General features: G+C 37.3%; 21 protein-coding genes and 2 pseudogenes. 2 read left to right on the top strand and 21 right to left on the bottom strand.

The window, feature by feature from the left end; all coding sequences use genetic code 11:
- Positions 1 to 2: 2 nt before the first annotated feature.
- From MKX69_RS04200 to MKX69_RS04165, 8 genes and pseudogenes are all read right to left on the bottom strand, one after another.
- Positions 3 to 956: a DUF6625 family protein gene (locus MKX69_RS04200; RefSeq protein ID WP_341008938.1), complete on the bottom strand. Its 954-nt coding sequence runs from the start codon at positions 954 to 956 to the stop codon at positions 3 to 5.
- A complete protein-coding gene (locus MKX69_RS04195; RefSeq protein ID WP_104832708.1) occupies positions 913 to 2010 on the bottom strand; it encodes a glycosyltransferase family 2 protein in 1098 nt (365 codons plus the stop codon). Before MKX69_RS04195 ends, MKX69_RS04200 begins: the two co-directional genes overlap by 44 nt.
- Positions 2011 to 2051: 41 nt before the next feature.
- Positions 2052 to 3206, bottom strand: coding sequence for a glycosyltransferase (locus MKX69_RS04190; RefSeq protein ID WP_341008934.1), 1155 nt, complete (start codon positions 3204 to 3206; stop codon positions 2052 to 2054).
- Between the two features lie 12 nt (positions 3207 to 3218).
- Positions 3219 to 4052, bottom strand: coding sequence for an NAD-dependent epimerase/dehydratase family protein (locus tag MKX69_RS04185; RefSeq protein ID WP_077940721.1), 834 nt, complete (start codon positions 4050 to 4052; stop codon positions 3219 to 3221).
- Entirely contained in the window at positions 4049 to 4663 is a 615-nt protein-coding gene (locus MKX69_RS04180) for a sugar transferase (RefSeq protein WP_341008929.1), read from the bottom strand. The genes MKX69_RS04185 and MKX69_RS04180 overlap by 4 nt, the downstream gene beginning before the upstream one ends.
- 10 nt (positions 4664 to 4673) lie before the next feature.
- Complete coding sequence (locus MKX69_RS04175) at positions 4674 to 6491, bottom strand: polysaccharide biosynthesis protein (protein ID WP_105222654.1); 1818 nt, start codon at positions 6489 to 6491, stop codon at positions 4674 to 4676.
- A 13-nt stretch (positions 6492 to 6504) separates the two neighbouring features.
- Positions 6505 to 7269 carry a tyrosine-protein phosphatase gene (locus tag MKX69_RS04170; protein ID WP_008264442.1) on the bottom strand — a complete coding sequence of 255 codons (765 nt, stop codon included), beginning with the start codon at positions 7267 to 7269 and terminating at the stop codon, positions 6505 to 6507.
- A 27-nt stretch (positions 7270 to 7296) separates the two neighbouring features.
- Positions 7297 to 7521: pseudogene (locus tag MKX69_RS04165) on the bottom strand (tyrosine-protein kinase family protein); the annotation flags it as partial.
- Between the two features lie 75 nt (positions 7522 to 7596).
- Here MKX69_RS04165 and MKX69_RS04160 point away from each other — a divergent pair.
- Positions 7597 to 8759, top strand: a protein-coding gene (locus MKX69_RS04160) for an IS3 family transposase (RefSeq protein ID WP_086956687.1) whose coding sequence is annotated in 2 segments (ribosomal slippage) — positions 7597 to 7873 and positions 7873 to 8759 — 1164 coding nt in all. Because the reading frame shifts where the segments join, the coding sequence is not laid out codon by codon here.
- Positions 8760 to 8885: 126 nt separating this feature from the next.
- Here MKX69_RS04160 and MKX69_RS04155 read toward each other — a convergent pair.
- The 12 genes and pseudogenes from MKX69_RS04155 to MKX69_RS04100 all read right to left on the bottom strand — a co-directional run.
- Positions 8886 to 9365 (bottom strand): annotated as a pseudogene (locus MKX69_RS04155) (CpsD/CapB family tyrosine-protein kinase); the annotation flags it as partial.
- A gap of 11 nt (positions 9366 to 9376) precedes the next feature.
- Complete coding sequence (locus MKX69_RS04150; protein WP_341008925.1) at positions 9377 to 10156, bottom strand: YveK family protein; 780 nt, start codon at positions 10154 to 10156, stop codon at positions 9377 to 9379.
- Positions 10157 to 10171: 15 nt separating this feature from the next.
- Positions 10172 to 11116, bottom strand: coding sequence for an LCP family glycopolymer transferase (locus MKX69_RS04145; RefSeq protein WP_047928404.1), 945 nt, complete (start codon positions 11114 to 11116; stop codon positions 10172 to 10174).
- 45 nt (positions 11117 to 11161) lie between these two features.
- Positions 11162 to 11941, bottom strand: coding sequence for a hypothetical protein (locus tag MKX69_RS04140; RefSeq protein WP_341008922.1), 780 nt, complete (start codon positions 11939 to 11941; stop codon positions 11162 to 11164).
- A gap of 389 nt (positions 11942 to 12330) precedes the next feature.
- Positions 12331 to 14406, bottom strand: a complete 2076-nt coding sequence (gene glyS, locus MKX69_RS04135; protein ID WP_341008920.1) for a glycine--tRNA ligase subunit beta — start codon at positions 14404 to 14406, stop codon at positions 12331 to 12333.
- 1 nt (position 14407) lies between these two features.
- Positions 14408 to 15325 (bottom strand): glycine--tRNA ligase subunit alpha, encoded by a 918-nt coding sequence (gene glyQ, locus MKX69_RS04130; RefSeq protein ID WP_002291706.1) that lies wholly within the window; start codon positions 15323 to 15325, stop codon positions 14408 to 14410.
- A gap of 383 nt (positions 15326 to 15708) precedes the next feature.
- Positions 15709 to 16521, bottom strand: a complete 813-nt coding sequence (gene recO, locus MKX69_RS04125; protein ID WP_341008918.1) for a DNA repair protein RecO — start codon at positions 16519 to 16521, stop codon at positions 15709 to 15711.
- Between the two features lie 142 nt (positions 16522 to 16663).
- The gene (era, locus tag MKX69_RS04120) at positions 16664 to 17563 is read right to left on the bottom strand and encodes a GTPase Era (protein WP_010723209.1); all 900 of its coding nucleotides are present in this window, start codon (positions 17561 to 17563) and stop codon (positions 16664 to 16666) included.
- A gap of 14 nt (positions 17564 to 17577) precedes the next feature.
- Complete coding sequence (locus MKX69_RS04115) at positions 17578 to 17973, bottom strand: diacylglycerol kinase family protein (protein ID WP_002301250.1); 396 nt, start codon at positions 17971 to 17973, stop codon at positions 17578 to 17580.
- Positions 17957 to 18433, bottom strand: a complete 477-nt coding sequence (ybeY, locus tag MKX69_RS04110; RefSeq protein WP_002288749.1) for an rRNA maturation RNase YbeY — start codon at positions 18431 to 18433, stop codon at positions 17957 to 17959. Before ybeY ends, MKX69_RS04115 begins: the two co-directional genes overlap by 17 nt.
- A gap of 16 nt (positions 18434 to 18449) precedes the next feature.
- On the bottom strand, positions 18450 to 20642 hold the full coding sequence (locus tag MKX69_RS04105) for an HD family phosphohydrolase (protein ID WP_002306228.1): 2193 nt from the start codon (positions 20640 to 20642) through the stop codon (positions 18450 to 18452).
- Positions 20643 to 20665: 23 nt separating this feature from the next.
- On the bottom strand, positions 20666 to 21637 hold the full coding sequence (locus MKX69_RS04100) for a PhoH family protein (RefSeq protein WP_305040208.1): 972 nt from the start codon (positions 21635 to 21637) through the stop codon (positions 20666 to 20668).
- A gap of 704 nt (positions 21638 to 22341) precedes the next feature.
- On the opposite strand from MKX69_RS04100, the gene brnQ reads away from it, so the two are divergent.
- A complete protein-coding gene (gene brnQ / locus MKX69_RS04095) occupies positions 22342 to 23721 on the top strand; it encodes a branched-chain amino acid transport system II carrier protein (RefSeq protein WP_341008912.1) in 1380 nt (459 codons plus the stop codon).
- Between the two features lie 153 nt (positions 23722 to 23874).
- On the opposite strand, the gene MKX69_RS04090 is transcribed toward brnQ, so the two are convergent.
- On the bottom strand, positions 23875 to 24321 hold the full coding sequence (locus MKX69_RS04090; protein ID WP_002287318.1) for a GatB/YqeY domain-containing protein: 447 nt from the start codon (positions 24319 to 24321) through the stop codon (positions 23875 to 23877).
- Between the last annotated feature and the right edge of the window lie 3 nt (positions 24322 to 24324).

Here is a 24324-nt window from a genome sequence, read left to right as displayed (position 1 = left end):
TATCATTTCATTAATGCCCTTTTTATTTTTATATATAGATTTTTTGTTCTGAGTTTAAAATAATGAAAATTAGGGTTCCATTTTTTCTCTAAAATAAAACCTTCTTTCTTTGTGACATCTTGGGTTATATCTTCGAAGGCGTTTGGTATTATTTTATAATAATCTCTGTTTCTTCGTTTTACTTGCATTTTTCTACTCTGTAAATGAATATACATAAATTCTTCATTGACAAGCAAACCATCTCTTAAAGAAATGTTCCAAATTTGTCCATCTTTATAAACAAAAATTGTATTTTTCTTACTAAAAATTTCATATCCCTTTTTTTCAAAATTATAGTTTGTTAGTTTAAAGTGAGAAGACTTAGTATATATATTTGCTTCTACCTCAGACATATAAATTCTTCTCTTTTCTTCTAAAAATATATTATTTATACTTTTATTAAATTCTTCATCGAATGAAAAGTTTTTCTCTTGAGAATATACTTTTTTAAATAATATTTCGTCATTTAATTTTTCCATAAACAAACGGTTTAATGTCGGGGTATTTCTGATAAGAGTACAATGTCCTAAAAAAAATATTTTATCATATTTCAATTTTATAGGGTCTTCAACAAATCGATTGATATTGCCAAAAATTATATCTGTATCACAATATCCCCAGTATTGATAATCTTTAGTATATTCTTCGAATAAATATCCGTATGCTGGTTTAAAATCACATAATTTATATGGCTTAGCCAGATCTATTGTGAATTCAAACTTATTTTGAAACATTTTTTTTAAGTCGTCAAAAGTCATATAAATTACTCTTACATTTTGAGGATAATCAAAGCTTCTTCTATCATCAGTAAAAATAATCCAATTTATATCTTTATTTTTTTTACAAGAATCAAGAAATAATTGAAAATAGTTATTAAACCTTCCGAAATAAGGTATTAAAAACACTGCCTTTTTCATTTTTTATCCTCCATAATTTAGTTACAGTTTCTACTAATATAAAAATAGGCTTACTCTTTTTATTTATTAATAAAAAATAAAATACTTTCCATGAGTTTGATATATATTTTATATTACCAGCAAATTTTTCATATTCTTTACTGTTAAATTGATCCTCAACAATATAAGTTATATTTTTTATTTTTTCAGTTCTATTTAAAGTACTGTTACATATCATGTAAATAAAAGGAAAAATAGATAGTATTTTTCTATTTTTTAAAGCCTCCTGATATTTTTTATCAAAATCATTTCTTATTAAAAAGTTTTCAATCTCAGCTATTAATTGCTTTTTTCTTTCATAACTTTGTATATTGAATTTTTTTGTTAAGGATATGTCATTAGTTTTATTATAATGATAATACGTGGAGGAAGTGTATTTTACGCGACGTGCATTTATTAGATTCATAATATTAAAGAGTAAATCTTCTGTTCCAATTTTTTTTGTATCAACAAATTTATTCTCCAGCAAATCTTTTTTGTATAATTTTCCCCATACAGTCGAATAAATATCTATTTCTGAGGGATTTTTTAGTTCCTCTTCCACAGGACCTACTAATCGACGATAAAATTCTTTATACTCGTAATCGCTAAAAGTTAATACATCCTTTGTAAATAACTTTCTTTTATAAGATTTATCTCTATATTCTCTGACATAAGGAAAAATTATCAAATCAGAATTATTTTCTTTTTGTTCTTTTACCAACACTTCGCAACAGTTATCATCTAACCAATCATCTCCATCAACAAACAATACTAAATCCCCTGTAATATGCTGGATTCCTGTATTCCTAGCACCTGACAAACCTTGATTTTTTTGATTAATTAACTTTATTCTGTTATCTTTAGCCGCATAACTTCTACATATAGATGGACTTTTATCCGTAGATCCATCATTTACGATAATTATTTCAATGTTTTTATATGTTTGACTTACTAAACTTTCCAAACATTTTGCTATAAATTTTTCAATATTATATACAGGAATAATAATACTGACGAGAGGACTTATATTCATGTAATCAATGCTTTCTCCTTTTATTAATTCCTTTAACAAGCTTATTTCGGAATATAATTTATTGAGTCTTTATAAATTTTTTTCATTACTTTATTAACATTTTCTTGGCTATATTTATTTGCTAGTATTTTGCAATATGCAGACATCTCATTTTTTTTATCTTGATTTAAATTAATCCACTTATTAATAGCATTTTTAACTGACATAAAATCTACTGGATCTAAAATTGTAAAGCCTGTTTTACCATTCTCTGTATAATCTTTTATTCCACCAACATATGAAGAAATTAGAGGGATCCCTGCTGCCATGGCTTCTAAACCAGCTAAACCAAGCCCTTCTCTTTTGGATAGGAATAAAGAGATATCCGATATTGCAAAATACTTAGATAACTCCGTTGTATATCCTGTAAAAATAACTCGGTTAGCTACGCCAAGTTTTTCTGCTTCATATACTAAACTTCTCTTTAATTCTCCTGAGCCACAAATAATATAATAAACTGATTTATTCAAATGTGCTAAAGCTTTAATTCCAGTAATATGATTTTTTAAATCTCTAAGTTCTCCTACAGAAATCATTACAGTAGAATCTTTCCCAATTCCTAATTCTTGCTTAACTTTATTTTTGTCTAAAGTTATCAAATTAAACTTACTTTTCTGTACACCTACTCCTGGAATTTGTAATGTTTTTTTAGCACTAAATTTTTTAGCAATAGATGTATCTTCATTATTGATGGTTATTAATACATCAGTATATTTTGATAAATATTTTTCAATAGGGTAAAATAGCAACCAATCTCTTATTGGTCCTCCTTTATAAAAATGAAATCCGTGAGCTGTGTAGATTATTTTAGTTTTTGTATTTTTAAAAGCTAGTCGAGTCAAGACCCCTCCAATTGGTGAATGGCAGTGTACTAATGTATAATTATTTTTAGAAAGTGTTTTTAATTTTTTATAGCATTCCCTATCGACTTTAATGCTGCCTACACCTCTTGGAAAATCAACTTGAAAACAATTAACATTTAATTTATTTAGTCTAACTTTTAGCTGACTCAAGGTTTTTTCATCTATTGTCCCAGGGTTTAAAAAATTAGTTGCAACATCTACCTGATATCCTAATTCTTGTAGGATTGAAATATTATTCATATTAAATTGCTCTATCATTGATGCAACTGAAGCAACAATTAAAGCTTTCTTCATTTATATTTCCCCCTACTTTTCCTCTTTCTCATACACTAAATTCCCAAATGCCTTATTTGTCAATCGTCCAACTTTCCCCGGTACATACCCAAGCAAACATATCGCCCAGTTCATCCAAGAAAAGAGGTATATCTTTTTCCCATTAGCTTGTGCAATATCACGAACCATATGGCTTGTACGAACATACTGATCATTCTGTGGAAAAAATACACCACTATCCTGATCATCTATTCGTTCTTTAACGAATTCAGACAGTTTTTCAATATGCAGCATGGAACGTTCATTCTTTACATCTGGGAAGATGGGCAGCTTATTAGCCAACTTCACCAACTGCTGATAATTCCCTTTACTTCCTGGTCCATAGATCATTGGCGGACGTAAGATAGCAATGTGGAAGGTAGCATCATTCAATGGTTGCAAACCAATCTCCGCTTGCAGTTTGCTGTCTCCATAGAAATTAGATGGATTTGGTTTCGTTTCAGGTGTGATGACACGCTTTTTATTGATACTCGTTTCCTCTCCATAGATAATGATCGAACTCATATAAATGAATTGTCCGTTCTTTCCTGATAGATCTTGTTTATATTTTTTTGCTGTCTCAATTGCAAGGTCTCGATTGACCGCATAATAGAGTTGCTTTGTTTCTTCGCTTACTTTCGATACATCTGCGTGCGCGATACCTGCTACATGAAAAACCGTATCATACTCCGAAAAGTCATGTTCTCGCCACACGTCACCTCGTACACTTAGTGTGTCGATTTGATACTCGTCTTGAAATTGTGTCATCCATTTTTTGAAGGATGTACCGATATAGCTGTTTGCACCAGTAATCAGGATCTTTTTCATTTTGCATCCTCCTTTTTCACCGAACCAGTTCCGCCTTCGACAACGCCGTCGATTTTAAAGACGGAGATTATGGTTCCAAAAAAGCATTTTAGATCCATCCATGGCGTGATATTTGCTGTGTACTGTCCATCTAAACGTGCTTTGTAGTCGATCTCTAATTCATCTCGTCCACTGATCTGTGCGAGCCCTGTTAGTCCTGGACGGATATCATTTGCATGGTACTTGTCTCGTTCTTCAATCAAATCATATTGGTTCCATAGTGCTGGACGTGGTCCGATGACTGCCATGTCCCCTTTTAATATATTAAATAATTGCGGTAGTTCATCCAGACTTGTTTTTCTAAGGAATTTTCCTACTCGTGTAATAAAAAAGTCAGGATTTGATAACAAATGAGTTGGTGTCTCTTGAGGCGTATCTACTTTCATCGTTCGGAATTTATAGATATAAAAATGGGATTTGTTTTTTCCTACCCGTTTTTGTTTGAAGATGACTGGACCTTTTGAATCGATTTTGATAGCTATACATAGAATCAAAAGGATCGGTGATAATACGATGATACCAACTAAAGATAATAAAAAATCTATCCCTCTTTTTAAACCGTCTTTATACACTTTACTCCCCCTACTTATTTGAAGCATTTGCAAAAGTGACAATATCTTTAGCCAATTGTTCATCGTCTTGCGGCAGGCTCTTGACAAAATCCATCACTTTTTGTATTGAGTAGCCTTTGATGTTTCCTACAAAGATTTTCTCATAAACTGCTTCATCATTTCTTTCCTTATCCAACAATAGTTCTTCATATAGTTTTTCCCCTGGACGGATACCTGTTTCAATGATTTCGATTTCGTCTTCGCTATACCCGCTCAATCGGATCATGTTTTTCGCTAGGTCTACAATCTTCACTGGTTCACTCATATCTAGAATAAAAATTTCGCCACCTTTTGCTAATGCGCCAGATTGAATAACTAAACGACTAGCTTCAGGAATCGTCATAAAGTATCGAGTCATACGAAAGTCTGTTACAGTGATTGGACCACCTTGAGCAATTTGTTCTCTGAATACTGGAATCACACTACCTCGAGAACCAAGGACATTCCCAAATCTGACAGCTGAGAATTTCGTACAGCCTTCTTCATTCAATCCAGTCACGATCATTTCAGCGATTCGTTTTGTTGAACCCATGACATTTGGAGGATTGTTAGCTTTATCTGTCGATACCATGACGAAGTTTTTCACTTTTGCTGCTTTAGCTGCTTCTGCTACATTTTTTGTACCGAAAATATTGTTTTTGACTGCTTCTTTTGGATTATATTCCATCAGTGGTACATGTTTATGAGCAGCTGCATGGTAGACGATATCTGGATGATATTGTTCCATGATCTCATTGATTTTCTCGCGATCTTGGATATCTGCGATGATCGGTACGATTTCTGTAGGACAATTTTGATGATGCGTGCGTAACTCACGGTCAATCAAGTAGATCGAGTTCTCCCCATGTCCTAAAAGCAATAGCTTTGCAGGATTGAATTGAATGATTTGCCGACAGATTTCTGAACCGATCGATCCTCCTGCGCCGGTGACAAGAATGACTTTGTCTGTGATCTGATCTTTGATGGATTCAATATCCAGCTTTACCTCATCTCTTCCCAGTAAATCCACTACGTCAATTGTTTTTAATTTTGATACGCTAATTTTTCCTGAAGCAAGTTCTTCTATAGAAGGCATCGTGTTGACTTTCACACGAGCGGATTCGACTAACTCGAAGATTCTTCGTAATTTTTTTCTTGATAAGGAAGGGATAGCGATCGTTACCATTTGAATGTCATATTTTTCAATCAATACCGGAATATCTTTTAATGCACCTAATACTTTTTTTCCTGAAAGATACGTATTTCTTTTATTTGGATCATCATCTACAAACCCGACAACGTGGATATCTTGAGCCGTTTTGGATCCAAGAAAGCTGTTGTATAAAATACGCCCGCCTTCGCCAGCACCAACGATCAAGGTATTTTTAGCAGAATCTGCTGATACATATCTCATATTTTTTGTTTCGATGTAGATACGCCAGATCAATCGGCTACCGATGATCAATAAGAGCGAAAGCAGATAAGCAAAGATAACTAACCGTAAACTGTATCGCCGATTAATAAACAGCAGTATGAGGATACTTGAGGCAGCACTTGCAGATAGTGAACTAAAAATTGCAATGATCTCTCTTAAATTTGTATAGCGATTGATCCGAGTGAAAACTTTGAATAAACTACCATAAAATAAATAAAAACCAATCGACAAACCGATAGAGATTAAAATAAGATCCATTGGTATAGATACAAACGGCTTCATGAATTTAGCTGCTGCAATATTTGCAGCGATTAATAACAAGCTGTCCACAACAACCAATGTGGCAATTTTTCTTCTTCTTGTTAATATAAACACTTTTTAACTCCCCCTAAAATAAACCAAACTTCTTCTTTTTTACCTCTTCATAGACTGGATAACTGATTTCATCCCCGTTGATCAGATCCTTTGCGACTTGTTTCATCTGTACTACTTTTTCCTTACCAAAGTCCTTGGCAATCTGCTCATAGCACTCTTTTAAGTAAAAGGTGCGCTTAGAGACTCCGTGTGCATCAGAAGCAGCCATCTGCACGAGATTATGTTTGACCATCGTTTTGGCTGTTTTCTGGATGTCTTTGCCAAATACCCCAACATAACTTGGCGCAGTAAGTTGGGCCAAACACCCCATATCTAGGAACGGAAGCAAATGATTCGGGTCTTCGCGAAAATGCGCGTTGCGTTCTGGATGGACGATCACTGGTGTCTTTCCTAGTTCTAACAACTCAAAAAAAAGCCGTTCTGCATATAACGGCACTTCCAGTGTCGGAAATTCGATCAGAAGATATGTATCATCTAAATCTGTAAATAAAATTTCATCTCGGTGGATGTCTTCGATGAGCGTTCCGGTAATACGTACTTCTTGTCCTTCCAATAACGTCAAAGGCAACTGTCTTTTCTCTAATTCGGCTTGTAACGAAGCGACTAGAGAAATGACTTGTGATTTTTCATTGCTGTATTTTCCATTATTGTGGTGTGGTGTGCATAAAATATGAGTGATGCCTTGCTGAATCGCTTTTTCAGCCATTGCAATACTTGCTTCTAAGTTTTCTGCCCCGTCATCGATTCCTGGTAGGATATGGCAATGTAGATCGATCATTTCTCTTGTCTCCTCTCTTCTTATTCCTTAATTTCCGTAGTAATAACCAGCATCTTTGCTATGTTCTGCTCCGTTGTACACAACACCTAAGACTCGTGCTTGTACCATCTCTAGCAGTTCTTTTGCTTTAGACAAGGATTCTTTACGTGATGTATTTTCACGTACGACCAATAAAGTGCCATCCGTTTTTGAAGACATGATCTGTGCATCTGTTACGGCTACTACTGGTGGCATATCGAATATCACCACGTCTGGATAGGCTACAATTAACTAGACAGAAAAATTAAGGTGTGTAGACTAGAAGAAAACATACCAGGAGGAATTTTTATGTCTAAGAGAACACGAAGAACTTTTTCACAAGAATTCAAGCAACAAATCGTCAATCTTTACTTAGCTGGAAAGCCACGTGTAGAAATCATTCGAGAATATGAACTAACGGCTTCAGCATTTGACAAATGGGTAAAGCAATCTAAAACGAGTGGTTCATTCAAAGAAAAAGATAATCTTACGCCTGAACAAAAAGAATTGTTAGAACTACGTAAAAGAAACCAGCAATTAGAAATGGAAAATGATATTTTAAAGCAAGCAGCGCTGATATTCGGACGAAGAGACAAGTAATCGATGCGAATAAGCATCTTTACCCTATATCAGCGATGTGCAGAATATTAGGTCTATCACGTCAGTCCTATTATTATCAATCAAAACCAAAGAAAGACGAATCAGAACTTGAAGAAGTAGTCGCTGAAGAATTTATCCGCAGCCGAAAGGCCTACGGCTCAAGAAAAATAAAAAAAGCCTTATCAAAACGAGGCATTCAGATCAGCCGACGAAAAATTAGTAGAATCATGAAAAATAGAGGATTAAAATCGAGCTATACTGTTGCTTATTTTAAAGTACATCATTCTACTTGCAATGAAGCCAAAACGACAAACGTATTGAATCGTAAATTCTTAAGAGACAACCCATTAGAAGCGATCGTAACAGACTTGACTTATGTACGAGTCGGGAAAAAATGGAATTATGTCTGTTTCATTTTGGATCTGTTCAATCGAGAAATTCTCGGCTATTCTTGTGGAGAACATAAAGATGCCGTTCTAGTAAAAAAAGCATTTAGCCGTATCAAACAACCTCTGACAGAGGTTGAGATTTTTCATACTGATCGTGGAAAAGAGTTTGATAACCAAGCTATTGATGAATTATTAACAACTTTTGACATCAATCGATCATTGAGTCATAAAGGCTGTCCTTTTGATAATGCCGTAGCTGAATCAACTTATAAGTCGTTGAAAGTAGAATTTGTCTATCAATACACATTTGAAACCTTACAACAATTGGATTTGGAGTTATTTGACTATGTCAATTGGTGGAACCACCTTCGGTTGCACGGTACACTTGGCTACGAGACACCGGTTGGTTACCGTAACCAGAGATTGGCGCAGCGAATCCTTGATAATGAGCTCGGATGTGCTAACGCTAGCGAGGCAGTCTAACTTTAACTGTTAGCTCCTGCCGAAGATCGTCACATCCGAGGAGGCTCATTGTCAAGGACAATCGGAATAGCATACGGAAAGAAGTTCTACACCTTATAAAATTTGTCAAAAAAACTGTTGCCATTCCACGTCAAATAACTGTCTTGCTTCGGCTAGAATCTGATCCATTCTTGGCGAGCTTAACAATTCTGATGGGTTGGGTGGCTTAGGTCCACTAGGCAAAATTGACAAGTTCTCGACTGGCGTTCGTTGGATCACATCTGCTACACTTCCTGATGAACTAAGTGCTGTACTTAATCCACTTGCATTGTTTAGCTGGAATGTTTTATAGACGACAGGTTTACGTAAATCTGCATCGACTAGTAGAACCCGTTGACCGGATTTAGCAAAAACGACTGCAATGTTTGCTGCAGTGGTGGATTTCCCTTCTCCAGGACCTGATGAAGTCACGACAATCGTTTTGATTTGCTGACCAGCTGCGGAGGCAAACTGGATATTCGTCCGGATCGTACGATATTGTTCGGCGATTGGTGAAGATGGGTTTGTTAATGTGATCAAACTGACTGCATGAGTTTGTGTTGCTTTTTGTTTCTGTGTTCGTGCCATTTTTCTTCCTCCTAGACTCTTGAGCGGCTTCTGCGTGATGGGGCTGTTTTATCGTTTGTAGCTTTTGGTCGTGCAGGAGCTGTTCCTTTTTTACGGATACCAGCGTTCAATTCTTTCGCTGACATTTCTGGAACTGTTCCTAAGATTGGGAATCCTAATGTATCCGTCACATATTTTTCATCTTTCACTGTCCGATCAAGTAATTCGAATAAGAATGCCAGACCTACGCCTACCATCATTCCTAACACTAAGCCAATCACTAGATTCAATTTATTATTTGGCGAAACAGGTGTCGTATTGGCAACTGCACCTGAAATAATCGAGATTTTATCGACATTCATCACGTCTTCTGCGTTTTCTTGAAAAACTTGTGAAGTTGTATTAGCGATCTGTTGAGCAGTCACTGCATTCGTGCTTATTGCCTGGATCGAGAACATTTGTGAATTTTCTGACTGATTGACGGAGATCGCATCTTTGATTTGTCCAGCGGTCATTTTCACATTGTCTTCTGTTTCTAAACGATCTTTGACTTCATTTAGCACTAGATCACTAATGATCATATCTTTATACGTATTGATCATTTGCAGGTTCGTATTGACATCATTGACATTTGCTGTGTCTGATTGTGGCAGTGTCACGATCAATTGTGCTTGTGAACTGTATTTTGGTGTCAAGATGAAAAATGTTACGATTCCTGAGATGGCCAAGCCAGCAAACATTGAGATGATGATTGTTACCAAGTGTTTGCGTAATGTTTCAAAAATTTCTTTCAAGCTGATTGTCTCTTCCATTTTTTCTCCACTTTCCTATTTATTCTCTAGATTCATTTGATCTTTTAATTCTTTTTTCACACGATCAAGTTCTTGATCACTGACTTTTTGATAGGAGATATTATCTTGCATGAAGCCCTCTCCTTGCAGCTGATCTTGCTTGATCGTACCAAATGCCTCCCGATAATCTAAAGCGATTTTTTTCATTTCATCAAAGCTCATGTCTGTTTTCATATTCGACTCTAGAGCATTCAAAACGGATTGATAGTTGCTGACACCATTTAGACTCAATACTTTTTTTGCTACGCCTTCTACGATCTTTCTTTGACGCTCTTGTCTACCATAGTCACCATTGGGATCTTCATAACGCATACGAGAATAAGATAATGCCTGATCCCCGTTCAATGTGATTTTACCGATTGGAAAGTCATAGCCATCTTGTGAGAAAGTGAGGTCATTATTGACTTCGATACCACCAACTGCATCAACGAGTTCCTTTAGCCCTTTCATATTGATAGAGACATAGTGATCGATTGGGATGTCTACATATTTTTGTACGGTATCCATCGCCATGGCAGCTCCGCCGAATGCGTAAGCGTGGTTGATCTTGTCTTTTGTGTCACGACCTACGATGTCGACATACGTATCTCGAGGAATGCTGACGATCGTTGTCTGTTTGTCTTCAGGACTGACTGTGGCAACCATCATCGTATCTGATCTTCCTTGATCGACCCGACCTAAATCTCCAGTATCAATCCCCATCAATAGAACAGAGAAAGATTCTTGTTTGTCCAGATCAACTGGTTTCGTTCGTTCTCCTTGGGTTCGTTCCACTGATTCGTAAGTTTTCTCAATAGAATGTGAGAGATCCAGATATAATTTTGCTCCTACTCCTACAATTGCTAATACTAATACGATAAGAACTGCTAAAATAATCAGAAATATTTTTTTCCCTCTTGATTTTCTTCTTCGTCTTGCCATAGTTTCCTCCGTTTGCTAACCTTGCTTGAATCAACGTTTTAACTGTCAATAGCTTATATTGCTATAGCCCATTTGCTCAGCAACAGTTTGTGCTTTTGTTGCGTATGCTGCGCTTATTTTTTCATTCCGGATCTGCTCTATTTGACTGAGCGCCGTCAAATATTGATCGTAAGTAGCGGTGGCAGTCACTTGACCATCCTTTAACATCGTATCGAATAACTGATCTAGTTGCGTGACTTGCGCGATCTGAGTATCAGCGAATCCTAGATATTGCATAACAACCGTTTTCCAAGGACTATCTTTAAAAAAGCTCATATTTTCACGTACACGAGCGACATCTGCACTGGTCACCTTTTCTTTGATGACGACATCGTCTACAGCTTGCTGCCAGTTTGATACATTTTTAGTAAATAAATCGTTGACAGCTGTCTGGATCTTCAGTTTTGATTCTGCACTATCTAACTGTGTCACGATTGCTTTCTTCTCATCTTGGATTGCAACAGCTTCTTTAGGCAATTCTGATTCTTTGATGTCGTAATCATCTGCTGAAAGTTTGACAGAGGATAGCTTATTGGACAAACTTGTGATTGTTTCTTCTGTTATTTCAGGGTTTAAAAAAATTTTTTCTTTTGTACTATACAGCTTGTCTACTTCTTTTGATAAAGAAGTCAAGGTGTCTTTTTGATTGGTGATGGCAGATTCTGCATAATTGATCCGTTGCTGATGTTGCTGCTGATTATTGATGTGGTATCCAAACAAACAGATCGCAATAGCACCTGCACCTACCGCCACAGCAGTCAATGACTTGACGAATGGCTTTTCCATAGATTCACTCCTAAGTATTGATGATAGATAAATTAAGATATAATTCACTTACATAAAAATGACAGCTTTTTATTTAAAAAAACATAATTAAACTAATATATTCACAGAAATATTTGTAAACAAGTTTTCCCTATATAATCATACCACAAACTGTTTTCTTGACTAGGGCAATTTACGATTAAAAAGTAAATAAAACATTAATAAGATAACAATTAATCGATTTCATTTTTATTTCCTTAATTTTCATAGGTATTTTTAAAAGTTACACAAAAAATAAAATAACAAAAAAATTAACATTGAATTAATAATAGTTATTTATATTTATAACAAATAAACCAGAGAAACAGCCTATTTTTTGCCTGTTCTCTGGTTTATTTACATATTAGAAATTATTTTGTGATGATTTGATCCAAACTTGCTAGTGACAAAGCCATGGCAGCAATTTGACTTAATTGCGTTAATCGGTTCTTACGTACTGCTGGTTCTTCTGCCATGACCATCGTCTGATCAAAATAATTTTCGATCAGTGGGCGAAGGCTTACAAGCTGATCATAATTTTCGTTGATCGTTTGGTCAGCAAAGCTTGTTTTCATTGCCTCTACTGCTTTGTGCAGTTCTTTCTCCGCTTCGTTTTCGAACAGTTCAGGGTCTACTTCTGATTGTTTTTCAAGCTCCGCTTTTTTCGCTAAGTTCACGACACGTGTCAAAGCTTCCATCGATGGTTTGAAGTCTTCATCTGCAAGATGCTGCTTGAACAATTGTGCTGCTGCAAATACTTTTGTCAGATCTTTTTGTTCTGCGTTCAAAACAGCTTCGATGACATCATGACGAATATTCTTCGTTGTCAATAATTGGCGCAGACGGCCTTTGATAAAGTCGATCACCTGTTGTTGTCCCGCTGACAAGCCAATGCCAAAACGATCCGCATCTTTACTGATAACTTCACTAATCGTTTCTTGCAGAACAGACAAAGGAAAGGCCCATTTTTTCGATTCGATGATTCGAACGACACCATATGCTTGACGGCGCAAAGCATATGGATCGTTTGAGCCACTTGGGATCATCCCAACTGCAAAGAAAGAAAAGATACTATCTAATTTATCAGCAATCGCTAAAACAGAACCTACTGTAGTCTCAGGTAGATCTCCTTCACTGGATATAGGCATGTAATGTTCACGGATTGCTGTTGCTACGGCTGGTTTCTCGCCTTTAAGCAGAGCATATTTTTCTCCCATGATCCCTTGTAGTTCAGGGAATTCTCCTACCATGTTGGTTACTAGATCAAATTTATAGATTTCAGCAGCGCGTTGCAGATCCATCAATTCTTCCTCAGATAGTCCTACTTGTTCGCCTATGATGCGAGCGATGACTTGTACCCGTTGCATTTTCTCGTAGATGCTACCGATTTTTTCATGGAAAGTAACAGTTTTTAATTTTTCAACGTATTGGTCGATTGAAGCTTTCTTGTCTTCATTATAAAAGAATTCCGCATCTTCTAAACGAGCAGTCAATACTTTTTGATTGCCTCGTACCACATTTTCCAATTTTACCCGATCGCCATTACGAGCAGAAATAAAATGAGGAAGCAACATACCTTGATCGTTCCGTACTTCGAAATAACGTTGATGTTCTTTCATAGAAGTGACTAGTACTTCTTCAGGAACAGAAAGATATTTTTCCTCGAAGTCGCCAGAAAAGACAGTTGGATATTCGACTAGATTGTTGACTTCTTCTAGTAAATCTTCGTCTAGATCAATGATCCAGTGATTTTTTTCTGCTAATTCGTTTGCTTGTGTGATGATCATTTCTTTTCTTTTTTGTGGTGAAGCAATAACAAATTGTTCATTTAATTTTTCTTCGTATTCTTTTGCATGTGTAAATGTCACATCTTCGCCTAAAAAACGATGACCTCTTGAAGCTCTGTCTGTTTTGATATCCAAGATCTCAAACGGGATTACTTCGTCATCTAACAATGCCACGATCCAGTGAATAGGGCGGATATATTCAAAATCGTATTCTGCCCAATGCATCGTTACTGGGAAAGTGAGGCTTTTAATGACATCTGCTAAACCTGTCAATACTTCTTTTGCTTCTTTGCCGTGAGTGTATTTCGTTACATAGACATATTCCACGCCTTTTAATTCTCTAAAAGTGATAGCATCTGTCGTCAGACCTTGTCCGCGGACAAATCCTTCAGCTGCTTTCGTCCAGTTTCCATCTGCGTCCAAAGCAATTTTTTTGGCTGGTCCTTTGACTTCTTCTTCGCTGTCTGCTTGACGTTCTGGAATGTTTGTTACTTTGATTGCTAAGCGGCGCGGTGTAGAAAACGTTTCGATCGTATCATAAGTCAATTGGTTTTCATCTAAAAATTTTGCTGTTTTTTCTTCTAATTGTTTCATGCTTGGTGTGACTACATGAGCAGGCATTTCTTCCAGCCCGATTTCAAGTAATAAGTCTTTTACCATCTTATTCAGCCTCCTTCACGTTTTCTGGATTTGCTGTGTTTTTATTCAATAAAGGGAATCCTAATTTTTCGCGTTCTGCCACAAAGATTTTGGCTACAGCACGAGCCATGTTGCGGATGCGGGAAAGATAACCTGCACGCTCTGTTACGGATACTGCACCTCGGGCATCTAATAAGTTGAATGTATGGCTGCATTTCAAAATATAATCATACGCTGGATGAACAAGATTTTCATCGATACAGCGTTTAGCTTCTTTTTCAAAACGATCAAAGTTACTTAGTAGCAAGTCTTGGTCGCTTACTTCAAAAGAATATTTGGAATGTTCATATTCTGGTTGTTTGAAGATCTCGCCATATTTCACGCCATCAGCCCATTCCAAGTCATAGACACTTTCAACTTCTTGAATATATGAAGCAAGACGTTCTAGTCCATAAGTGATCTCAGAAGTAACTGGTTTACAAGGTAGTCCTCCGACTTGCTGGAAGTACGTGAATTGTGTGATCTCCATCCCATCAAGCCATACTTCCCAACCCACACCGGCACACCCCATCGATGGGTTCTCCCAGTTGTCTTCAACAAAACGAATATCGTGTTCTAATGGATCAATTCCTAAAAGACGCAAGCTTTCTAAATAAAGCTCTTGGATATTTTCAGGTGAAGGTTTCATTACGACTTGAAATTGATGATGCTGATACAAACGGTTTGGGTTTTCTCCATAACGCCCGTCAGCTGGTCGGCGGGATGGCTCTACATAAGCAGCATTCCATGGTTCCGGTCCGATTGCCCGTAAGAATGTATATGGGCTCATCGTACCTGCTCCTTTTTCTGTATCATAAGCTTGCATCAGCATGCAGCCGTTTGATGACCAAAATTTTTGTAATGTTAAAATCATATCTTGGACGGTCAATTTTTTACTCATCTGTTTTGCCCCTTTCAATTTTTAAGCGTTGCTGTCAATAAGAATACAGGAAAGAAAACGACAAAAAGTCCCTATGTCTGATTACAGACATAGGGACGAATAATTTCGCGGTTCCACCCTACTTCCGAATAAAGATTCGGCAGCTTCATTTATCGTACTCGCAAGTGCCTCTTCAAAAATCGTTTGGGTCCGGCTTCCACTCTCCCGAACTCGCTAAACCACGTGTTTTTTACTGATCTTGGTCAATGTACGTATTCATTTTGCAGTTTTCTTGTTTGTATAATAGATCCTCTCAGTGAACGATCTATTTAATCTACGGTTAATAATAGACGGAAGTCCCTGTATTTGTCAAATAGTTTTGATTTTTTTGTTGTATCTTTCATTTATTCTTCTTTTTCAGGTATCTCTTTTTCAGGCATATTTTTCTCTGGCGTCTTTAATACGTGTGCCCAAGACTTCATTTGATCAATGAACTTTTTGCTTTTTAGATGAATACCGACATATTCATCATACAACTGGTCAATGAGGTCACGGATTGCCTGCTTCGTTTCTTCTTTCAAGTGGATTCCACTGATCTTATCATAAGAAATAGCCGAAAACATTCGAACGAAATAAACAGCGCGAGGATCTGCATGATAACGGTGTTCGTCCATTGGCCAGTGTTTCTCGCATATCACACCGCCATATTTGGAAGAATAGTCAAATTTTCCTTTTGTTTCCCCGCATACGACACAGTGCGTCCAAATTGGCGCGATTCCGAAGCGTTGCAGTATTTGAACTTCAAAGATATTCCTGATGATTTCTGCATCATCTCCTTGGTCCATCCGCTGCAGAGCTTGTTGCGTAAATTGGAATAAGTGCGGGTCATATTGATGATCTTCGATTGCTGCATCTACTAGATTTAGCAAATACGTACCATAACCGCTCAAAAAGATATCTTCTTGGATGTTCCGAAACGCATGGACGTCTTTGACACTGCTTAAAAACGACAAACCTTCACTTCGAAAATTACCGATATAGACTGCTTCGGTAAAGGGGAGCAAAGCCGGAGCTAATGGCTGATTTTGCCGATGGATTCCTTTGATATAAAACATCATTTTGCCAGAAGATTCCGTAAAGATTTTGACTAATTTATCTTTTTCTTTGTAATTACGGCTAGATAAAATCAAGCCTTTCGATTCTGCAAGCTGGCTCATATTCTCCCTCCTAAAAAATAAATCTGGAAAAGCAGATTCTGCCGATCCAGATTATTTATGTTTCGATCTTCCGCCGTTTTTCTCAACGTGCGGATTTTTATCCAGTTTATTTCTATACTTAACCTATAAGAAGTTCAGAATATCAGTATTCATCTTTTCGGTAGCCGAAGTCTTGCAGATAGACTTTTTTGTCTCGCCAGTCTTTTTGGACTTTGACCCAAAGTTCTAGAAATACTTTGTCTCCTAAAAGATTTTCGATATCCTTTCTTGCTTTCGTTCCTACTTGCTTCAGCATTTTTCCGCCTTTGCCGATAATGATTCCTTTTTGGCTATCTCTTTCGACGATGATCGTGGCCTGGATATGGATTTTATCATTCTCGTTTCGTTTCATCGAATCAACAACGACTGCGACAGAATGAGGCACTTCGTCTCGTGTTAAAAACAAGACTTTCTCACGGATCAATTCAGAAACGATGAAGTATTCAGGATGATCAGTCACTTGATCATCTGGAAAATATTGTGGGCCCTCTGGCATTTCACTGACTAATACATCCATTAAGCGTTCGACATTGTTTCCTTCTGTAGCAGAGATCGGAATCACTTGTGCAAAAGGCATCTGCGTCGAATAATCTTCGATGATTCCCAGCAACTCGTCTGGATGGATCTTATCGATTTTATTGATAATCAGATAAACAGGAGAATGCACGTTTTTTAGACGTTCAATAATAAAATCGTCTCCCCGGCCGCGTTTTTGATCAGCACTGATCATAAATAAGACTGCATCCACTTCTTTCAACGCACTGTAAGCTGCTTCTACCATAAAATCTCCTAGACGATGCTTTGGTTTATGGATTCCTGGTGTATCGATAAAAATCAGCTGAGCTTCTGGTGTAGTATATACTCCTTGGATTTTATTTCTAGTTGTCTGTGCCTTGTCACTCATAATGGCAATTTTTTGACCCACGATTCGGTTCAATAATGTGGATTTTCCTACATTCGGGCGGCCGACGATTGCGACAAACCCTGATTTATGTTCTGACATATACGTTCTCCTTTTTAATTAAACAACAAATGATATATTTTAGGGACAAATAAAATCAACCCAATGATGACAGCAAAACAAGCGGTCACTAAAACTGCTCCAGCTGCCATATCTTTGATTTTTTTCCCAATCGGATGAAAATGAAAATCCGTAAACATGTCCACTACATTTTCAAAAACAGTATTGATGATCTCTACTATCCAAACGAGAAAAACAGCTAAAAGCAGCCATAACCACTCTATCCGATCAAGCTGGAAAATCACGCCCATAAATAAAGCAAGGATACCGAACGCAACATGTTTCCTCATATTGCGTTCTTCCTCAAAAACAGTTTTGACTCCTTGGACAGCAAATTCCACAGACATCAGGAAATGTTTGTTTTTCTCTACGTTTTTATCTTTTGAGTCCATAGGCATCCAAGATCTCTTTCTGTAAACCAAACATTTCTTTCTCATCTTCTGGTGTCATATGGTCATACCCGTTGATATGCAAGAATCCATGTACCGCTAAAAAGCCAAGTTCCCGATCATATGAATGGCCGTAAGCTTCTGCTTGTTCAGCAGCACGTTCAATAGAGATCATGATGTCTCCTAGTACACGAGGCAATGGATTCTCTCCATCTTCAAAAATCACTGGGATTTCGTCTTCGCCTTCTTCTTCCAGAGCAAAACTGATGACGTCTGTCGGTGCATCTTTTCCACGGTAATCACGATTGATTACTTGGATTGCCGCATTGTCCATGAAAGTAACAGACATTTCTGTTTCCTCTGGCAGCTTTAAATAAGATGCTGCAAATTGCAGCAAGTCATCGATTTCTTTCATTTTCTCTTCTGAGACTTGGTTTGTTTCATCCATAAAGGTAATATCCATTATACATCGCTTCTTTCTATTCTTCTTGTTCTTCCTTTATCTTCTCAACTTCTGTTTTCATTTTAGGATATTTGATCCGAGAATGGAAGGTGCTACTTAAACCGCTGATCAATGATTTTTCCACTTTTCGGATTTCTTTCAAGGTCAGTCCACTATCGTCTAATTGACCATCGGAAATACGCTCTTCGATAAGATTATGGACAAAACTTTCGATTTTTTCGCTCGTCGGATGATCCATTGCCCGTACTGCAGCCTCACAACTGTCAGCAATATTGACGATCCCTGCTTCGCGACTTTGCGGTTTTGGTCCAGGGTAACGGAATTGCTCTTCTGTTACTTCCGGATTGCGTTCTTTCGCTTTGATGTAGAAATAACGCATTAGCGTGGTTCCATGATGCTGTCTGCAAATATCGATCACCATTTGCGGCATATTATAATCTTCCAATATTTTGGCTCCATCTGTCACATGTCCAAAGATAATATGTTTACTGTCTTCTGGCAATAAGAAATTGTGCGGGTTTTCCGCTCCTGAAGGCAAGTTCTCAACGAAAAAGCTAGCATGTTTGATCTTGCCGATATCATGATAATAGCAAGCTACTCGAGTTAGCAAAGAACGTCCGCCGATTTCTGCTACAGCGTTAGCACTTAGATTAGCTACCATCATACTATGATGATAAGTACCTGGCGCTTCTTCCAGCAACTGTTTCAATAAAGGATGATTTGGATTGCTGAGTTCATTTAATACAATTACACTGTCATCATTGACCATCAATTCAATATATGGGTGTAGACCGATCGTCAGCAAGAATGAGAAGAGTGCACCAGTGAACCCGCAGACAAGCATTAACCAAGTCGTTGCATCACCAAAGCTCATTCCTTGATAGACGATCAAAATGACATCCATCATCACAGGAAAAATAATGACCCACATGGCAGCAGATAATCCTTGTTCTGAGATCCGTTTACGTCTGACAATCGTTGCCATGAGCCCAGAGAAAACATAAGACATCAAGATAATCGTTAGAAAGTTCGTGCCAATCGAATCATAAAAAATGAAAAGTGCAGATACTGCTTGGAAAATACCAGCCATGATCCCTGCTCTTCGATTCAAGAAAAAGCTTAAAACAAGTGGTGCAAAAGCAGCGGGATAAAACAGCGGGATATAAGTAGCTTGTTCCGTTTGGAATAATTGGAAAAATTTCATCAGCACTATGCTGACTGACATAGCTGTCACATAGAAAAGCACGTATTTTGTTCTTTCTCCTGCATTTTGGAATTGAAGTGAATTATAAATCAGTACGCCGATTTGAAGCAAAACAGCTAAAACCATGGCAATTAGCGGAAAAATCGAAGTTGTTTGATTAGTCAGTCCTAGTAATTCCAATTTTTTCATAGCTGAAGCATCGATTTGATTACCTTCACGAACAATGATTTCTCCTTGGAAGATCATCACTGGTTGTACAGCTTCTCGTGCGGATTGTTTCAATTCTTCTGTCTTTTTCTCATTCAATACGTCATTCACTACGATACCTTGATCCACTAAGTAGCGAATCATTTGTTGTTGTGCTGGTGTGACATTCAAATATTGGATTTGCTCTTCTGCTTCTTGTTTAAAAGCTTCCAATTCACTTTCACGAACTTGTTTGCTCATCTGTTCGTCAATGAGCTTCAGACTCTCATCCCTCACAGTATGGATCTCAGTTTCAGTCATTTCAAATATCGTCGAATAAAAATTGTTCGGTAGTTTTTGATAAAACGCAACATTTTCTGCATTCACATTTTCAAAATTTTTCTTCAGCGCGGCGATCCGCTCTTCTGTAGTAGGCTTTGGGATATTTTCATCTTCCTTTGCCTTATCAATCTTTTCGTCATAAGATTTGTTGATGGCATCATTCGTCTTATCGATCAATTCAAATAGTTGCTTGATCCGATTGTTCTGGTCATCTGCAAGATCTTTTTGGTAAGTGTATTCTGGAGTGACTGCTTCTGCTGCCAGTTTTCTTTTTTGTTCGGTTTCTTCCGTGTTCTCGATCGTTTTGTTTGCACGGATACTTTCTTCTGCTACTTGGCCTTCTCTGAAATCATTGGCCTTTTGTTTGACACTACTAAATGTAACGCCGCAGATAATGATAAAAAACAAGAACAGCAGGAAAGGCAATGCTGCCTTTCCAAGTTTTTCTTGTAGTTTCTGCAGTGTTTTATTCAACATGTGCTTATCCTCCTAAGCAAAGCTTATTCTTGATGGAGATCTGCCTTTTCATAAGCTTTGATGATTTCGGCAACTACAGGGTGCCGAACAACGTCACTTGCTTCAAAATTAACAAAATCGATTTTCTTGATTTGCTTTAATGTTCGTTCTGCATGAACAAGACCACTTGTTGTCCCTCGAGACAGATCAATCTGACTCGTATCTCCATTGACAATCATTTTTGATTGATAACCAAGACGTGTCAGGAACATTTTCATCTGAGCAACTGTCGTGTTCTGTGCTTCATCCAAAATAACGAATGCATCATCCAATGTCCGCCCCCGCATGTAAGCTAAAGGAGCAATTTCGATCACGCCTCGTTCCATCAATCGGTTCGTATGATCTAATCCAAAAATTTGGTATAAAGCATCATAAACAGGACGCAGATAAGGATCTACTTTTTCTTTTAGATCCCCGGGAAGAAAGCCTAGATTTTCCCCTGCTTCCACAGCAGGCCGCGTCAAAATGATTTTTTGCACTTCACCTTTTTTCAAGGCAGCGATTGCTAATACTACTGCAAGAAAAGTTTTTCCTGTCCCGGCTGGTCCTACGCCAAATACGATATCATGTTTGGCTACCGATTCGACATATTTCTTTTGGCCGCTGTTTTTTACCCGTATAGGTTTTCCATTACGGTCTTTGACGATCTCTTCCTCATACATCTCAACAAAATAATCTAATGTGCCTTTTTGCCCCATTTTCAGTGCCGTCACGACATCTGGTGTACTTACATGGATTCCTCGTTTGATCAATTCCTGCAATGTCCGAATGACTGAGGCAGCCAAGGAAATCTGGGATTGTTCACCAATGATCTGAATGATTTCTCCACGTGTATGGATGGTTGTTTCTGTTGTTTCTTCAATCAGTTTTATATGCTTGTCGTGTGCACCTAAAAGCATGCTGACATCATCAGCAGCCGTCAATCTAATCTCTAAAGAACTAGACTCTTCCGTCAAAAATAGACATCCCCTTTTTTTCGATTCATTCTTTCCTATTTTACCATACTCAGAAGAAACTATATAGCAAATAAGAAAAGGTTCTAAAAGAGTTGCTTAACCATAAGTACTAAGAAACGTTAAAAAATAGCTGCTTCCATTCTCTAAAGGACTCGTTTGAATAAAAAAAGCTGATCATGTAAGCTATGCATAAGATAGAGGACAAGTATTCCGTCTAACTTAGCAAGTATTCTCTGGGTATTTTTCTTGTTTCAAAAAAAGAAAACAAAATATTTGAAATATTCTTGCATTTCAAAAAAAACAGGTGTATTATAACGTCAACAAATAAATATACAGCAAAGCGTCGAGGAAAACAGTAGGCTATTCAGCGATTTATTCCCAGTGAGTCATGTAAGTGAGAAATGACAATAAATCGAATAGACGAACATCATTTCCGAGTCAATGTCGAAAACGTAGATCATTGTGGCTGCCTCCATTATCAGGCTAGCGGATAACTTTATCGAAAAGCGTCCGTGAATGAAGAAGCTTTTTTAAGCGAAAAAAGGTGGTACCGTTCTAGAATCTAGAGCCCTTTTCCCAAGTGGAAAAGGGCTTTTTTTATATTTTAAGGTGGTGGTTTTCATGGAATCTGATATTAGTGGCATTTCTAGTTTCTGCAACGTTTATTTGGTTACTCAAAATGATAATTATTGGAGGAAAAATTTATGGAAGAAACAAAAACTTATTCATGGAAGCAATTATTGATGGTCAGTTCACTTATCTTCGGGATGTTCTTCGGGTCAGGTAATCTGATCTTTCCTGTCCACTTAGGTCAAATGGCTGGATCAAACTGGATCAGCGCTGGTGTAGGATTTGCCATCTCAGGCGCTCTTTTCCCATTATTAGCTATCTTAGCTGTAGTAGTGACAAAAAGTGATGGTCTGTATGACCTAGCTAAACCTGTCGGAAAATGGTATGCTGCCTTGTTCTTGATCCTTGTTCATTTAACGATCGGACCATTCTTTGGTACACCGCGGACAGCAGCAACTGCTTTTGAAATGGCTGCTAAACCCTTTTTGCCTGAAAAATATGATTCATTAGGTATGTTTTTATTCTCTGCTCTTTTCTTTTTACTTGCTTATTTCCTTACTGTACATCCAACACGTTTGGTCAAATATGTCGGAAAGTATTTAAACTCCTTGTTTCTTGCATTATTAGCTATCATTTTTGTCTTTTCTTTATTCCAACCCATGGGGAATCTAAACCAATCTGCTGCAGATTCTTATCAGACGAACGCTTTGACAAATGGCGTTTTAGAAGGATACAACACGGTTGATGCAGTAGCTTTACTTGCTTTAAGTGTCACTTTTGTCCATGCAGTTCGTGATCTTGGTTTTAAAGATAAAAAAGTCACAGAATTAACAGCAAAAGCTGGTAGCCTGAGCGTTGCGTTAGAAGTCATGATTTATTTTGGTCTGGTCCTTCTCGGTGCGATGAGTTTGAATAAGATGTCTTTATCAGAAAATGGTGGAACTGCACTTTCTCAGATCACTAATTTTTATTTAGGTAACTTCGGTGCTAGCTTCTTAGGGGTAATGGTCACATTAGGTGTCTTCACTACCGCTATGGGACTCGTTGTTTCTTTTGCACAAGATTTCCATAAACTGTTCCCTAAAGTCAGTTATATGACATGGCTGCGGTTAACGACTTTTGTCTCTTTTGTCGTTGCGAATGCCGGATTGGATAATATCATCCAATGGTCTTTACCAGTATTGATGCTTTTGTATCCATTGTCACTTGCGTTAATCTTACTTTCCTTAACAGCAAAATTCTTCCAAAAGAGTCCATTTGTCTATCAAGTAACGATGTTTTTTTCTGCCGTTCCAGCCGTATTGGATATGTTGGCAAATTCGCCTGCATTAGTGAGTCAGCAAACTGTCGTAGCAAGCTTACTAGGATTTTATCATCATTATGTTCCTTTTGCTGCATTAGGTCTTGGCTGGGTCGTCCCAACGTTGCTTGGTTACGCTGGCAGCTTGCTCTTTTATTATGTATATCGCGTATCAGGATATAAACAAGAAGCAAGTGAGTTACCAGAAGAATAACCAAATCAAACACAATTTAACATAAGAGATATTAAACAGGAAAAAAACAGCTAGAAGAAAGAATAAGATTCTTTCTTCTAGCTGTTTTTTAGTTCTTTTTTTACGAACACAAAAAACTGCGGACAATCACTGTCCGCAGTTTAAATGATAAAATTAAGATTGTAATAGTTCTTTCACAATCGCATTCACTTGGTTTCCATCTGCTTTTCCTTTGACTTTAGGCATAATTGCACCCATAACTTTGCCAAATTCTTTCATTGATGAAGCACCAGTTTGAGTGATTGCTTCTTGAACAAGTTGTCGAATTTCTTCGTCGGAAAGTTGTTCCGGCATATATTTTTCGACTATTACAATTTCACTTTTTACTTTTTCAGCTAAATCGTCACGTCCTGCTTCTTCAAACTCATGCAAAGAATCACGTCGCTGTTTCATTTCGCGAGACAACACCGTTAGTTCTTCTTCTTCTGTCAAGTCGTGACCTTCTTTAATCTGCTCGTTTTGTATAGATGACTTGATCATTCGGATGACTTGTAAAGATTCCTTATCTTTCGCTTTCATCGCTGCTTTCATGTCATCGTTTAATCTACTTAGTAGTGACACACT

Origin of the sequence: Enterococcus sp. FSL R5-0957 (assembly GCF_038008005.1) — a bacterium.
Classification (GTDB): Bacteria; Bacillota; Bacilli; order Lactobacillales; family Enterococcaceae; genus Enterococcus_B; species Enterococcus_B faecium.
This window is presented reverse-complemented; position numbering and strand designations above follow the sequence as displayed.

Bases quoted from the DNA above. Each gene is read 5' to 3' on its own strand.
- MKX69_RS04140 (WP_341008922.1), bottom strand. From the start codon at position 11,941: ATGGAAAAGCCATTCGTCAAGTCATTGACTGCTGTGGCGGTAGGTGCA.
- MKX69_RS04150 (WP_341008925.1), bottom strand. From the start codon at position 10,156: ATGGAAGAGACAATCAGCTTGAAAGAAATTTTTGAAACATTACGCAAA.
- MKX69_RS04195 (WP_104832708.1), bottom strand. From the start codon at position 2,010: ATGAATATAAGTCCTCTCGTCAGTATTATTATTCCTGTATATAATATT.
- MKX69_RS04200 (WP_341008938.1), bottom strand. From the start codon at position 956: ATGAAAAAGGCAGTGTTTTTAATACCTTATTTCGGAAGGTTTAATAAC.
- MKX69_RS04190 (WP_341008934.1), bottom strand. From the start codon at position 3,206: ATGAAGAAAGCTTTAATTGTTGCTTCAGTTGCATCAATGATAGAGCAA.
- glyS (WP_341008920.1), bottom strand. From the start codon at position 14,406: ATGGTAAAAGACTTATTACTTGAAATCGGGCTGGAAGAAATGCCTGCT.
- brnQ (WP_341008912.1), top strand. From the start codon at position 22,342: ATGGAAGAAACAAAAACTTATTCATGGAAGCAATTATTGATGGTCAGT.
- recO (WP_341008918.1), bottom strand. From the start codon at position 16,521: ATGAGCCAGCTTGCAGAATCGAAAGGCTTGATTTTATCTAGCCGTAAT.
- era (WP_010723209.1), bottom strand. From the start codon at position 17,563: ATGTCAGAACATAAATCAGGGTTTGTCGCAATCGTCGGCCGCCCGAAT.
- MKX69_RS04145 (WP_047928404.1), bottom strand. From the start codon at position 11,116: ATGGCAAGACGAAGAAGAAAATCAAGAGGGAAAAAAATATTTCTGATT.
- ybeY (WP_002288749.1), bottom strand. From the start codon at position 18,433: ATGGATATTACCTTTATGGATGAAACAAACCAAGTCTCAGAAGAGAAA.
- MKX69_RS04105 (WP_002306228.1), bottom strand. From the start codon at position 20,642: ATGTTGAATAAAACACTGCAGAAACTACAAGAAAAACTTGGAAAGGCA.
- glyQ (WP_002291706.1), bottom strand. From the start codon at position 15,325: ATGAGTAAAAAATTGACCGTCCAAGATATGATTTTAACATTACAAAAA.
- MKX69_RS04115 (WP_002301250.1), bottom strand. From the start codon at position 17,973: ATGGACTCAAAAGATAAAAACGTAGAGAAAAACAAACATTTCCTGATG.
- MKX69_RS04170 (WP_008264442.1), bottom strand. From the start codon at position 7,269: ATGATCGATCTACATTGCCATATCCTACCAGGAATCGATGACGGGGCA.
- MKX69_RS04185 (WP_077940721.1), bottom strand. From the start codon at position 4,052: ATGAAAAAGATCCTGATTACTGGTGCAAACAGCTATATCGGTACATCC.